Source organism: Streptomyces sp. NPDC054796, assembly GCF_053611545.1.
On the sequence record NZ_JBSHAO010000003.1, the window covers coordinates 64198 to 78049 of the forward strand.

General features: G+C 71.9%; 7 protein-coding genes and 1 pseudogene. 1 reads left to right on the forward strand and 7 read right to left on the reverse strand.

The features are described from left to right. Positions 1-32 precede the first annotated feature (32 nt). The 6 genes and pseudogenes from trxB to ACWGJ2_RS03560 all read right to left on the reverse strand — a co-directional run bounded on the left by trxB (position 33) and on the right by ACWGJ2_RS03560 (position 10544). Positions 33-1034 (reverse strand): thioredoxin-disulfide reductase, encoded by a 1002-nt coding sequence (gene trxB / locus ACWGJ2_RS03535; RefSeq protein WP_453344267.1) that lies wholly within the window; start codon positions 1032-1034, stop codon positions 33-35. Positions 1035-1176: 142 nt separating this feature from the next. After that, on the reverse strand, positions 1177-2262 hold the full coding sequence (locus ACWGJ2_RS03540; protein ID WP_453344268.1) for an anti-sigma factor family protein: 1086 nt from the start codon (positions 2260-2262) through the stop codon (positions 1177-1179). Continuing rightward, positions 2259-2936, reverse strand: a pseudogene (gene sigM / locus ACWGJ2_RS03545) (RNA polymerase sigma factor SigM); the annotation flags it as partial. The pseudogene sigM and the gene ACWGJ2_RS03540, both read right to left, overlap by 4 nt. 302 nt (positions 2937-3238) lie before the next feature. After that, complete coding sequence (locus ACWGJ2_RS03550) at positions 3239-5344, reverse strand: hypothetical protein (RefSeq protein WP_453344269.1); 2106 nt, start codon at positions 5342-5344, stop codon at positions 3239-3241. A gap of 123 nt (positions 5345-5467) precedes the next feature. Continuing rightward, positions 5468-7960: a murein biosynthesis integral membrane protein MurJ gene (gene murJ / locus ACWGJ2_RS03555; RefSeq protein ID WP_453344270.1), complete on the reverse strand. Its 2493-nt coding sequence runs from the start codon at positions 7958-7960 to the stop codon at positions 5468-5470. Positions 7961-7997: 37 nt separating this feature from the next. Continuing rightward, positions 7998-10544 (reverse strand): DUF6049 family protein, encoded by a 2547-nt coding sequence (locus ACWGJ2_RS03560; RefSeq protein ID WP_453344271.1) that lies wholly within the window; start codon positions 10542-10544, stop codon positions 7998-8000. Positions 10545-10769: 225 nt separating this feature from the next. Here ACWGJ2_RS03560 and ACWGJ2_RS03565 point away from each other — a divergent pair, with 225 nt between their 5' ends. Continuing rightward, positions 10770-12281, forward strand: coding sequence for a CCA tRNA nucleotidyltransferase (locus ACWGJ2_RS03565; protein ID WP_453344272.1), 1512 nt, complete (start codon positions 10770-10772; stop codon positions 12279-12281). Positions 12282-12376: 95 nt separating this feature from the next. Here ACWGJ2_RS03565 and ACWGJ2_RS03570 read toward each other — a convergent pair whose 3' ends face one another. Beyond that, entirely contained in the window at positions 12377-13774 is a 1398-nt protein-coding gene (locus tag ACWGJ2_RS03570; RefSeq protein WP_453344273.1) for an MFS transporter, read from the reverse strand. Positions 13775-13852 lie beyond the last annotated feature (78 nt).

Sequence of the window (13852 nt, forward strand, 5' to 3'; positions counted from 1 at the left end):
TGCGAGGGCGTAGGCGAAAGTGTGGCGCTCGATCAGACCGCTGCCGCGGCTTCCTCGGCGGCTTCCTCGGCCTTCTCGGGCTCGGGCGTCTTCTCGCCGTCGATGAGGGCGGCGAGATAGCGCTCGGCGTCGAGGGCGGCGGAGCAGCCGGTGCCCGCGGCGGTGATGGCCTGACGGTAGGTGTGGTCGACGACGTCACCGGCGGCGAAGACGCCCGGGACGTTCGTGCGGGTGGAGGGGGCGTCCACCTTGACGTAGCCCTCCTCGTCGAAGTCGAGCACGCCCGTGAACAGCTCCACGCGGGGGTCGTGGCCGATGGCGACGAACAGGCCCGTGACGGGAAGCTCGCGGGTCTCACCGGTCTCGGTGTCGCGGAGGGTCAGCCCCGAGAGCTTGGTGTCCTTCTCGTGGATCTCGGCGACCTCGCTGTTCCACGCGAAGGAGATCTTCGGGTCCGCGAAGGCGCGCTCCTGCATCGCCTTGGAGGCGCGCAGGGTGTCACGGCGGTGCACGATCGTCACGGACTTGGCGAACCGCGAGAGGAAGGTGGCCTCCTCCATGGCGGTGTCGCCGCCGCCGATGACGGCGATGTCCTGCTCGCGGAAGAAGAAGCCGTCACACGTGGCGCAGTAGGAGACGCCACGGCCGGAGAGTTCGTCCTCGCGGGGCAGGCCGAGCTTGCGGTGCTGGGAGCCGGTGGAGACGATCACGGTCTTGGCGCGGTGCACGTTCCCCGCGCCGTCGGTGACGGTCTTGATCGGGCCGGAGAGATCGACGCCTGTCACGTCGTCCGGGATCAGCTCGGCGCCGAAGCGCTCGGCCTGGGCGCGCATCTGGTCCATCAGCTCCGGGCCCATGATGCCGTCCTGGAAGCCCGGGTAGTTCTCCACCTCGGTGGTGTTCATGAGCGCGCCACCAGCGGTGACGGAGCCCTCGAAGACCAGCGGCTTCAGCGACGCGCGGGCGGTGTAGAGCGCGGCGGTGTAGCCCGCAGGCCCCGAACCGATGATGATCACGTTACGGACGTCGCTCACGGGAGCCTTCCTTGTCTGCCGACTGCGTTCCGGGGGCTTCTGCATGAAGCGTTCACCCCACCCAACGGATCCTAAGGGGCAGACATTCCCGCCCCGCGCCACGACGGCAGCGGTCTGCCGGTCGGGCGGGGACGGTGCGGGTTCAGCTCTTCGGATAGGTCCGCTGGACCAGGACCTCGCCGGGGCCCGTCGCCTCGCCGCTGACGCACGAGGCGTCCACGAGATACGCGTCCACCTTGCGGACGTCGCCACCCGCGTGGGGGAGGACGACGAGATAGCCGGTGGCCTTCTTGTAGCGGGCGTCCTCGTCGACGGCGAGCGGGGTCTCGGACGTCGACGCGTCCGCGTCCCGTACGCGGGCGATGCCCTCGCGCACACAGGAGGGGACGGTGACCGAGGTGCCCGTCATCGGGCTGTCGCCGGTGTCCGGGGTGGCGGGACTCTGCTTGGTGTCGATCTCCGGTGCCGACTCGGCGGCCGGGCTCTTCTCCGCGAGCAGGGTCTGCACGTGCTGCTTCAGCGCCTGGTCCTCGGCGCCGGCCGTGGTCCTCGCGTCCGTGCTGCCCTCATTGGACGCGCTGGAGGCACCCTGCCCTGACGAGTCGAGCGACTGGACGACCAGGCCGCCGATCCCGAGTACGCCGACGACTCCCACAGCCGCGACGAGGGTGGTGCGCCAGCGGCGGCGGCGCTGGGGTCCGCGGGAGCCGTCGCGGCGCCCCGGTCCCGTCGAACCGCCGGAGTGCCCCGCGGGGCGGTCGGCGGAGCGACCGGTGGCGGCGCTTACGGGGTGGCGGTCCGCCGTTTCACGCGCATGTGGCGCATCCGTCGCATCCGATGTTTCACGTGAAACGGAGACGGGGGTGCCCGGCTCGGTCCTGGTCTCTGTTCCCGTCCCTGTTTCTGTTTCACGTGAAACAGCGCTGTTCAGCGACGGCGACGGCGACGGCGGCGTCGAGTCGAGCAGCGCTTCGGCCGCGAGTGCCGCGTCGATCCGGCCCGCCACGTCGGCGGGCATCCGCACCGGGCCCGGCAGGGTGCCGAGCGCGTCGCGGATCTCGTGGAGCGACGCCCGTACGTCCGCGCACAGCTCGCAGTCCACGAGGTGCGCCTGTACGTGGGTCGAGCGGTCAGGGGGGAGCAGCCCCTCGGTGAGCGCGGAGATCTCGGCGACTTCCGGATGTTCGTCGGTACCGGAAGCGCCGGACGCGAAAGGAGCGGATGTCATGTCTGTCCTCCACCTCCCTTCACGGCTCCGGGCGATCCTGCGATGCCTCTCGGCGGTGGGACGGATGTCCCCTGGGTCCGGTTCCTTCCCCCGCCGGGCGGCGAGTTATCCCCCTCGGGCCCGTTCGGGCGTAGGTGGGTGAGCAGGGGAAGGAGCCGGGCGCGTCCTCTGGCACAGCGGCTCTTGACGGTGCCCACGGCGACATCGAGGACCTGGGCCGCTTCCGCGACCGGATACCCCTGCATGTCCACGAGGACGAGCGCCGCGCGCTGCTCGGCCGGAAGCTCGGACAGTGCGGCGATCAGCTCTCTGTGGAGGTCCTGGCGCTCGGCGGGCACCGCGGCCGACTCGTGCGGTTCCAGGAGTTGTTCCAGGCGCTCCGTGTCGTCGGTGAGCGCGGTACGGCGGGAGGCCGCCTTGCGCGCGCGGTCCAGACAGGCGTTGACGGTGATGCGGTGCAGCCACGTCGTGACGGCGGACTGGCCGCGGAAGGTGTGCGCCGCGCGGTACGCGGAGACGAGGGCGTCCTGCACGGCGTCCGCCGCCTCCTCGCGGTCCCCGAGGGTACGCAGCGCCACCGCCCAGAGGCGGTCGCGGTGTCTGCGGACGATCTCGCCGAAGGCGTCGGGGTCGCCGTCGACGTGGCGGGCGAGGAGTTCGCGGTCGTCCGCGTGCTCCGTGGTGACCGCGCCGCGCCCCTGGCCCCCCGGCCTTCCCGGCCCCTCGGGAGGCTGTGAACCGCCGCCGCCCTCGGGCGCTTCGCGTGCGTCGTCCTCGGTGCCGGACTCGCCGTACTCGCCGTGCTCGGTGCCGTCCGGGGCGGTCGCTTCGGACTGTTCCTCGCGGCGGCGTATCGCCTCGTCGCCGCGGTCACCGCTCACCGCCGGACCCCTTCTCTCATCGCGCCTCCGTCGGTGTCAGCGTCAGCGTCAGATGCCACAGGGGTACCGGTGCCGTCGCCCCTGGCCCTAGGCCCCTAGCTCAGCACCTCGATCTCCGTGACCCGGCCACGGTAGTTGCCGTCGTCCGAAAGCGGGAGCTTCGTGAGCCAGACCAGTACGTACTGCGTCTTGATCGGCTTCTTGGCCTTGAGGGTGAGGTGCTCCCCCGAGCCGCTGGCGACCTTGCTGAACGCGCCGAGGGACGTGGGCATCCCCGTGGTCTCCTTGGGGGCCGCGAGGAAGTCGGCCGAGGTCTTGCCCATGAAATCGACCTTGACCGAGCTGACCTGCTGGAGCTTCCCGAGGTCGAGGATGAGGCCGACGCCGGACTTGAGGTTCCCGAAGTTGGGCCGTCCGTAGTACTTGCTCGTGAGCCAGTACGTCTCCTGCTTGCCGTCGATGGCGTCCTCGACGTCCTCGGGGTTCTCCTGCCCGTCGCTGCTCTCCGGGTCGAAGTCCTTCGCGCCCACGATCTTGACGGACTTGCCTGTGGGGGCCTTCTCGTGCGCCTGGACCGGGGAGGGCTTGTCCGAAGAAGTGGGCGGATCGCCCTTGAGGAGCGCGTCGGCGATCTGCCAGCTGCCCAGCCCCAGCGCCGCGATCAGCAGCGCGGACACACCCCACTTGAGTACCTTCCCGGTGCGTCCGGGAAGCGCGGCCGGGGGCTCCGCCGCACCGGCGCGTACGGCGCCGCCCGGCGGCTTGGTGGCGCCGGGGCCGCCCGCGCCGTAGGCACCCTGCTGGTAGGTGGTGCGCTGGTAGGGCGGCGGCGTGGTGAAGGAGGGCTCCGGCGGACGGATGCGCGGGAGCGTGGTGACCGCCTTGGCCAGCTCCTCCGGCGTCGCGCAGGGCTGTTCCTGGCTGGAGGCGGTGGCGCCCTCGTTGACGAGCGCGCGCATGGCGAGCTGGGAGAGGCCGCGGTGCACTCCGGCGCGCACCTGGTCGGGTGCGACGAGGGTGCCCTTGGCGAGGGTGCCGACGCCGGTGAGGCCGTACGCGTCCTCCTCGTACGGCCAGCGCTGGGTGAGCGCCGCGTACAGGAGGGCACCGATCGCCTCGGTGTCAGCGCGCTGCGGGGTCTCGCTGGTGATGCCGCGCAGCGCCGCGTTCACGGCGAGCCCACGGACGCGGTACTGGCCGGTGCCGGTGCGCAGCACGGTGGCCGGGGTCAGCCGCAAATGGGCCAGCCCCTCACGGTGCGCGGCGGCGAGGGCCTGGGAGAGCTGGCTGACGAGCTGGTAGGCGTCGTGGGGCTCCAGCGGGCCCGCGGCGAGCAGTTCGCTCAGCGGGGTGGCGTCGGGCAGCCACTCGTGGACCACGTAGACGAGTTCGCTCTCCTCGACCGCGTCCAGGACCTGCACGAAGCGCGGGTCGCCCAGGAGGGCGGCGGAACGGGCCGCTGACAGGACGCGGCGGGCGCGCGGGTGCCCTGCGGGGAGGAGGTGGACACCCACGGCGCGGCGCAGCTTCTCGTCGACGGCACGCCAGCTGCTGAAGCCGTCCAGACGGGTGACGCACTCCTCCAGACGGTAGCGCCGGGCCAGCTTGTGGCCGCTGTGCAGCTCCGGTGGTTCGGGCGTCGGCGAGGTGGCCTCGGCGCGCTCGGCCGTGGCCTTCTTGCCGCCGTCGGACTTGCCGCCGTCAGGCTTCCCGCCGTCGGAGGACGCGGTCTTGGCCCTGGGCTTGTCCTTGGCGGGGCTCTTGACGGGGTCCTTGGCGGTGCTCTTGGCCCTGGCCCCGCTGTTCTCGTCCTCGTCCTCGTCCTCGTCCTCGTCCTTGGCCTTGGTCTTGGACTTGTCCTCGGGCGCTTCCGCCTCCCCGTCCGGTTTCGCGTCGGGGGACGGGGCCTTCACGGCTGTGCCGGTGGCCTCGTCGGGGGAGTCGGGCGCTTCCTCGGCTGTGGTGTCGGAGGTGGTGTCCGCTTTTGTGCCCTCGCTCTCGGGGGATGCCTCGTCGCCGTCTCTCTCCGAGGTGGCCGTGCCGTTGGTGCCGGTGTGCTGGGCGTCAGCGGCGGTCGTGGTGCCGCCGCTGTGCCTGTCCGTCGCTCCGTCGGTCGTGACCCCGGCCCCTTGGGCGGTCGGCGGCGTATCCTCGCCGCTCGTCTCGGCCACGTCGACGGCAGCCGTGCTCCGTTCCGCCACCGTCGTTCCTGCCTCCCCATCCGTTGCAGCCACTCTTCGAAACAGCCGGAAACAATTGTGCCCACAGTCCGCCGCTATGCACGACACACGGTGGCCGTCGATGGTTGTACCCGGTGCTCCGTACTACCGTCCGAGCCGGGCGCGCACCATACCGACCATCGCCGTCATCTCCTCGATGCGCATCCGCTTCGCCGCTAGGACGAAGACAACGCCCAATGCGATCCCTCCCGCGAGCACGGAGGTCACCGAGCCGAGCACGCCGCTGCCCAGGCCCTGGGTGATTCCGTAGACCACGGCGCCCGCGACGAGGGTCGCAGGGACGCTGGCGCCCGCCAGGCGGATGTACGTACGCAGCACGCGCGAGCCGTCCAGGTCCCCGCCCAGTCGCCTGCGCAGCCTGCGCCAGGCGACCCCGACCCCGATGACGTAGGCGAGGCCGTAGGAGGCCGCCATGCCGACGACGGCCCAGCGCGCGGGCAGCACGAGGAAGCACGCGGCGGACGCGACGGCGTTCACGGCGGCGACGATGACCGTGTTGAAGAAGGGGGTGCGGGTGTCCTCGTACGCGTAGAAGGCGCGCAGGACCACGTACTGCACGGAGAAGGGGATGAGCCCGATGCCGAAGGCCATCAGCGTGTAGCCCATGGAACGGGCGGCGTCGAGGCCGGAGGAGCCGTAGATCATGGTGCACATCGGGATGCCGAGGGCGATGAAGCCGAAGGCGATGGGCACGATGGCGACGGCGGAGTTGCGCAGGCCGTGCGAGATGTCGTCGCGGACGGCGCCGGTGTCGCCGTCGTCGGCGGCGCGGGAGAGGCGGGGGAGCAGGGCCGCCATCACCGAGACGGTGATGATCGCCTGCGGCATGTTCCAGATGAGCTGGGCCTGGGAGTAGGCGATGTAGCCCGCTCCGGAGTGGCCGTCCTGGGAGGCGGTCTCGCCCGCCCAGGTGGAGAGCTGGGAGACGACGAGGACGCCGGCCTGGTTGGCGAGGACGAAGAGGATCGTCCATTTGGCGAGCTTGGCCGCCTTGCCGAGGCCGTGCCCGCGCCAGTCGAAGCGCGGCCGGACCTTGAAGCCCGCGGCCCGCAGGTACGGGACCATCGCGAGGGCCTGCACGACGAGACCGAGCAGGGTGCCGACGCCCAGCAGGCGCACGGCCTCGGGCGGGATGGAGTCGACGGTCATCTGGGAGGTGGCGGCGGTGCCGTAGACCCAGAGGAACATGCCGATCGTCGACATGATCACGATGTTGTTGAGGACCGGGGTCCACATCATGGCGCCGAAGCGCCCGCGCGCGTTGAGGATCTGGCCCATCACCACGTGGATGCCCATGAAGAAGATCGTGGGCAGGCAGTAGCGGACGAAGGAGACCGCGACCTCGTTCGCCTGCGGGTTGTCGGCGATCTTGACCGACATCAGCTTGACCAGCAGCGGCGCCGCGAGGACGGCCAGCACGGTGAGAACACCGAGGAGCACGGCCACGAGTGTCAGCAGCCGGTTCGCGTACGCCTCGCCGCCGTCCTCGTCGTCCTTCATGGCGCGCACGAGCTGCGGGACGAAGACCGAGTTGAGGCCGCCGCCGACCGTGAGCACGTAGATCATGGTCGGCACGGTGATGGCGAGCTGGTAGGTGTCACCGAGGACGGCTGCGCCGAGCGCGGCGACGATCATCGCCGACCGTACGAAGCCGGTCAGGCGGGACACCATCGTGCCCGCGGCCATTATGGCGCTGGACTTCAGGAGGCCGCCGCCTCCGCCGCCTCCTCCGCCCCCGTCGGACGAGGGCGGAGCGGCCGGGGCCGCGTCGGGTCCCGGGGGGCCTGCGGGGCCCGAGGGGCCCCCGCCCGGCTGTCCTACGGGCTGTCCGACGGGTTCGGCTCCGGGCGCCGCGGCACCCGCGGGCGGGCCCATGGGCGGGGCTGCCTCGGGCCGGGGCGGCGGGGGGGAGGCGGCGTACGGGGGGTGCTGCGGCTGGTGGGGTTGCTGGGGCTGCCGCGACGGCTCGTACGGGCCCTGCGGCGGCTGGTGCGACTGCTGGGGCGCGAACGGCTGCTGCGCGGGCTGTGTCTGCTGTGTGTGCGGGATGGCCTGCGTCTGCTGGGACTGCTGCGTTCCCTGTGCCCGCGGGGCCTGCTGCTGGGCGTAGGCGGGCTGCGCCTGCTGGCCGGGGTGCCCTGCCTGGTCCGGGTGCTGCGGCTGGTGGGGCGGCCGTGGCGGGGGCGGTGCCTGGGCCTGCGAGGGGGCCTGCGGCTGCGGAGGCTGCTGGGGGTTCGGGGTGTGCTGCCGCGCGTGCGGGGGCGCGCCCTGCGCGTGCTGCGGCTCGTGGCCCTGGTCGCGGAAGAGGTGCGCGAAGGCGTCGTTCTGGGGCGACGGAGGGGACTGGGGCGGCTGCGGCACCTGGCCGTCATGACCGCCACGGCCGTCCCCGCTCCCGTCGCCCTCGCCGGGCGCGCCGCCGAGCAGGCCGTCGACGCCGGTCAGCTCGACGGTGGACGGGTCGTCGCGGCCCTCGTACGGGTCGCGCGGATACGCGTCCCGTGCGTACGGGTCCTCCGGTGGCTGAGAGCCGTCACCCGGGGTCCGGCCCCGGTCACCGTCGTACGGCGCATTCATCGCTTCCTCTACCCCTGCCCCTGCTCGCCCAGCTCGCTCAACGGTTCACTTTCTCACCCGCGGCCGACCGGGCGCCGCTTTCCGGGCCGGTGTCGCCCCTGTCCGAGCCGTGACCCGCGTGCTCTTTGTCCTGCTCGGGGCGCCGGTCCTCGTCCTCGCGCTGGTCGTCGCCCCTGCCGTCCGGAGCGCCGGTTCCGGCCCCGCCGCTGCCCCCGGTACCGCCGGAGCCGCCGGAGCGGTCAGGACCGCCCGTGCCGCCCGGCCCGTCCGTACCGGGACCCGCGCCGGGGTCCGTACCGGAGCCGTCGGAACCGGAACCGTCGGAGTCAGAGCCGGAGCCGGAGTCGGCGGGCTCAAGCGGCGCGTCCGGGTCGACGGGCGGGCCGGTCCTGCGCTTGCGCTGCGTGTACATCCGGATCCCGGCCAGCACCACCAGCAGCACGCCGCCCGCGATGACGAGCAGGACGGCCGAGGTGATGGAGGTGACGTTCACCCGGAACCGCATGGGCTTGCCGTAGGGCTTGCCGTCCTTGGTGTAGAGCTGGGCCTCGACGAACGAACGGCCGTTGGCCTTCGCGGAGGTCGTGAACTTCACGGACTGGCTGTGGCCGCCGTCCACCTTCACCGGCTGGCTCTGGCCGACGTCCAGGCCGATGCGGCGACTGGACTTCAGGCGCAGCTCCAGCCCGTCGACCTCCTGCACCAGGTTGTTCTGCACCGTGACGGGGATCGTCGCGCTGCGGCCCGAGAGGGTGATCGGGGACTTCTGGATGAGGTGGACCTTCTTCGTCAGCCCGATCAGATAGGACTGCACCGACTCGCGGTACTCGGTGCCGCCCTTGGCGTCGCCGCGCCAGGAGGTGGAGACCGCGCGGTCTATGGCGGTGCCGAAGGGGGTGACGACGCGGTCGCCGCGGGTCAGGACCTGCTTGAAGTCCTCCAGGGTGGCCTCGGTCTGCTGCACCCGCTCGTACGCCTCCGTCGGCAGCTCCTGCTTGCGCAGCGCCGAGGGGTACGAACCGGAGCCGGGGACACGGGTGTTGGCGTTCGGGTCGGGCTTGGCCTTCGCCGCGTCCGACAGGTCCTGGCCCTCGGTCCACAGCCCGCTCTGGTCCAGCGAGCTGAGCGCCGTCGCCATGGCCTGCGCCTGGGACGCGGTGGGCATCCGCTGCGGTGCGACGACGATGCTGCGCTGCTTCGTGGGCGCCTGCGCGGTGATCGCCAGCGTCTCGGCCAGGAACCGCTGCACGGCCTTCGAGGAGGCACCGGCGCGCGACATGTCCCCCGCGAACGCCTTGGAGAGGCCCGTGTCGGCGACGAGAGCGGTGTTGCCGCCCCCGATGGGCCGGGCGGCCGTGGGAGCGTACGAGAGGGCCGTGTCGCGGATGCTGTCGCCGCGCGCGATGACGTTGTGCGCGCCCGCCGAGGTGGCCACGTCGACGATGGAGGAGTCCACCGCGCCGTCCACCGGCCAGGCGAAGTCCGTGCGGGGCCGGGTGTGCAGGATCGTCTCGACGGTGTCCGAGGCCAGCTCCGTCGCCGGGCCGAGGTTGCTGAGGGCGCCGGGGACGCTCTTGCCGCGGTGGGCGAGGGAGGCGAGGTCGGGATCGCCGAACGGGAGGGCCGCCACCTCCTCGCCCTTCACGGCGTCCTGGAGGTCCATGAGCCACTGCTTCGCGTACTCCTGGCCCTTCCCCGCCACGGTGCCGCCGTCCTCGTCCTGGACGCGGTAGCGCTTCGTCATCGCGTCGACGGTGGCGAGCAGATCGGGGTCGATGACCCAGGTGACGGGGAGGTCCTTGCCCAGCGTCACCATCTGCTGGAGCCTGCCGCCCGGCGCGAGGTCGCGGGCGAGCTCGTCGTCGCGGAAGACGGGGGTCTGCTGCTCGTCGGACTCCGTGCGCGCCGTGAGGTGGGGGGTGGAGACGAGCGGCCACAGATACGTCATCCGCGTCTTCTCGCGGGACGCCGACTCCTGCCAGGGGAGGAAGCTGCGGGTGATGCCCAGGAGCTGGTCGTAGGGCCGCTTGCTGGTCTTGCCCGTCAGCGAGACGCCCACCTGATAGACGCCGTCGCGGCTCAGCTTGAGCTGGCTGACGGGCACCTTGAGCGTGAAGGAGCGGCTGATTCCGGGCTGGAGGGTGCCCACCTTCTCCGCGCGCTTGCCGCCGATCTCGCTGCCGTCGGCGCCGGAGAGATAGCTCTCACGCTCGGCCGCCTGGCCGATGGCGCCCCGGCTGCCGAGGCTGGGGCCGATGCGCAGGGCGACGCTGCCGTCCGTGATGGCCGTCTTGCTGTCGTTGGTGACGGTGCCGGTGACGGTGAGGGTGTCGCCCTTCTCCGGTGTGCTGGGCGTGAGGGTGTTCACGGACAGGTCCGCCGTACGGGAACCGCTGCCCTCGGTGTCCGCAGAGCGCGTCGCGGGCGCGGCGGCGGGTGCCGCGTGTGCGGCGGGCGCCGAGCCCGGGAGGGGCGCCAGGGCGCCCAGCACGGGCGCGGTGGCGAGGAGGGCGATCGTGGTGCGCCGCAGCCACCGGCGGAGGGGAGCGGTCGGGATGCCCTGAATCTCAGCCGCCTCGGCCACGCGCTCGTCCGTCCCGTCGTGTCGTCGTGGATAGCTCTGGAAGGTCTGGAAGCTCTGGAAGGTGGGGTGCCGGTGGTTCTGAATCCCTGATGGTAACGATGCCTCACCAGTGGAAGTGCCGCGGCTCGGTCCACATGCTGCCATCTCCCGTGAGTGCCGCCGCACACGCTCGCGCGAGGGCCGTCGTACGAGCGCGCGGGAGGCGGCAACGTACCCTGTTCTGTCGTGCCGAACGCCAAGGAAGACAGCCAGTTGACACAGCCAGTTCCCGCCGCCCAGGAGCAGCTCAGTGAGGTCCAGCACCGGGCGGTGAGCGAGCTGCTGCGGGTGTCCCCCGTGGCCGACGATCTCGCCCGCCGCTTCGAGGCGGCCGGGTTCACGCTGGCCCTGGTCGGGGGCTCGGTGCGGGACGCGCTGCTGGGGCGGCTCGGCAACGACCTGGACTTCACGACCGACGCCCGGCCCGAGGACGTGCTGCGGCTCGTGCGCCCGTGGGCGGACGCGGTCTGGGAGGTGGGCATCGCCTTCGGGACGGTCGGCCTCCGCAAGGACGCGGGCGAGGGAGCCGAGGGCGGGGCGCCGCAGAGCTTCCAGATCGAGGTGACCACGTACCGCTCCGAGGCGTACGACCGGACCTCGCGCAAGCCCGAGGTGTCCTACGGGGACTCCATCGAGGAGGACCTGGTCCGGCGCGACTTCACGGTGAACGCGATGGCCGTCGCGCTGCCCGCCAAGACGTTCATCGATCCGCACGGCGGCCTGGAGGACCTGGCGCGCAGGGAGCTGCGGACGCCGGGAGCGCCGGAGGCGTCCTTCTCTGACGACCCGCTGCGGATGATGCGCGCGGCGCGCTTCGCCGCGCAGCTCGGCTTCGAGGTGGCGGACGACGTCGTCGCCGCGATGACGGCCATGGCGGACCGCATCGGGATCGTCTCGGCCGAGCGCGTGCGTGACGAGTTCAACAAGCTCCTGCTCTCCCCCGATCCGCGCAAGGGCCTGCGGCTGCTCGTGGACACAGGGCTTGCGGAGCGTGTGATTCCGGAAATCCCCGCGCTGCGTCTGGAGCGCGACGAGCACCACCGGCACAAGGACGTCTACGAGCACTCGCTGACGGTGCTGGAGCAGGCCATGGACCTGGAGGAGGACGGGCCCGACCTGACGCTGCGGCTCGCGGCGATCCTCCACGACATCGGCAAGCCGCGCACGCGCCGCTTCGAGAAGGACGGCAGGGTCTCGTTCCACCACCACGAGGTGGTCGGCGCGAAGATGACCAAGAAGCGGATGACCGCGCTCAAGTACAGCAACGAGCTGGTGAAGGACGTCTCCCGGCTCGTGGAGCTGCACCTGCGCTTCCACGGCTACGGTACGGGCGAGTGGACGGATTCGGCGGTACGGCGGTACGTACGGGACGCGGGGCCCCTGCTGTCGCGGCTGCACAAGCTGACCCGGTCCGACTGCACGACGCGGAACAAGAAGAAGGCCAGTGCGCTCTCCCGCGCGTACGACGGCCTGGAGGAGCGGATCGCGCGTCTCCAGGAGCAGGAGGAACTGGACGCGATCCGCCCGGACCTGGACGGGAACGACATCATGCGGGTGCTGGGCATTTCGCCGGGGCCCGAGGTGGGGCAGGCGTACAAGCACCTGCTGGAGCTGCGTCTGGAGAACGGGCCCATGGAGCGGGACGAGGCGGTGGCCGCGCTCAAGGAGTGGTGGGCCGGACACGAGGACGGCTCCTGACGGTTCCTCGCGGGGCAAGGAGTGGTGGGCCGGACACGAGGACGGCTCCTGACGGTTCCTCGCGGGTCCTGACGGTTCGCGGCTCCTGACGGCTCCTAGCGGGTTCTGATGTCCTGGGCCCTGACTCCGCTCCGTTTCACGTGAAACATCGCGACGGCGACCGCCGCGTACAGCACCGCCACCGTCAGCACGAGCGCCGGTGAGCGGCCGTGCGGCGGCAGCATCAGCGCGGCGACGCCCGCCGCTCCCACGAAGGCGACGTTGAAGAGCATGTCGTAGAGGGAGAAGACCCGGCCCCGGTAGGCGTCGTCCACGGAGGACTGGACGGTCGTGTCCGTCGTGATCTTCGCACCCTGGGTGACGAGGCCGAGCACGAAGGCGGCCACCAGCATCGGCACCGGTTCGAAGGGCAGCGCCAGGGCGGGTTCCAGCACGGCGGCTATGGCCGCGCACAGTGCCAGCCACCCGAACCGGCTCACGCGCCCGACGGCCCAGGGTGTGAGGACGGCGGCCATGAAGAAGCCGAACCCGGAGACCCCCACGGCGAGCCCGAGCAGCTTCAGCCCGTCGGCGGCGGCCGTCTCCCCGGCCCCGGCGTCGGCTCCCGCTCCGGATCCCGCCTCGTCGATGCCGCCCACCTCGTCGATGCCGTCGATGTCGTCGAGCCCCGCGGCCCCGTCGGTCCACGAGTACCGGCACAGCATCAGCACCATGACCGTCAGCGCCCCGTAGCAGAACCGCATCACCGTCATCGCGCCGAGCGCCAGCGCCGCGGTGCGCCGCTCGGTGAGGTGGCGCAGCCCCGCGACCAGGCCCCGCGCGGTGCTGGAGAGTGCCTGGGCCAGCCGGGGCCGCTCCTGCCCAGGGCCCGGTCCCAGCAGGTCCCGGGCCATACGGAGCGAGGCGAGCCCGCCCAGCAGATACAGCAGGGCGCCCACGAGGACGACGGACGCGTCGGCCTCCTTGCCCGCGCCCGGCGTGACGAGGCGTACGACGAAGGCGATCCCGGCGCCCGCTGTCACGGCGAGCGTGCCCGCCGTCGGTGCGAGGGAGTTGGCCATCACCAGCCGCTCCTCGTCCACGACGCGAGGGAGCGCGGCCGAGAGCCCGGCGAGGACGAAGCGGTTCACGGCCGTGACCGCGAGCGCGGAGAGGTAGAACAGCCACTCCGGCACGGGGCCCAGCATCAGCGCGACCGTGCACACGGCGAGCAGCGCGCGCAGCAGATTCCCGTACAGCAGCACCTGCCGCCGTCGCCAGCGGTCCAGGAGGACGCCCGCGAAGGGGCCGAGCAGGGAGTACGGGAGGAGCAGCACCGCCATGGCCGAGGCGATGGCGGCCGGTGAGGTCTCCTTCTCCGGCGAGAAGACGACGTAGGCGGCGAGCGCGACCTGATAGACGCCGTCGGCCAGTTGGGAGAGGAGACGCACCGCGAGCAGTCGTCGGAAGCCGGGGAAGTGCAGCAGTGTGCGGAGATCACCGACGGCGCTCATGGCCCCAGCTTCACACACGCGGCGCCGCCTCACACAGGGCGCGTGTTTCACGTGAAACATCGCCCCCGGCCCCCGGCC

What these genes read in the sequence shown, in the direction of transcription:
- murJ (WP_453344270.1), bottom strand. Translation starts at nt 7,960, where the DNA reads ATGAATGCGCCGTACGACGGTGACCGGGGCCGGACCCCGGGTGACGGC.
- ACWGJ2_RS03540 (WP_453344268.1), bottom strand. Translation starts at nt 2,262, where the DNA reads ATGACATCCGCTCCTTTCGCGTCCGGCGCTTCCGGTACCGACGAACAT.
- ACWGJ2_RS03570 (WP_453344273.1), bottom strand. Translation starts at nt 13,774, where the DNA reads ATGAGCGCCGTCGGTGATCTCCGCACACTGCTGCACTTCCCCGGCTTC.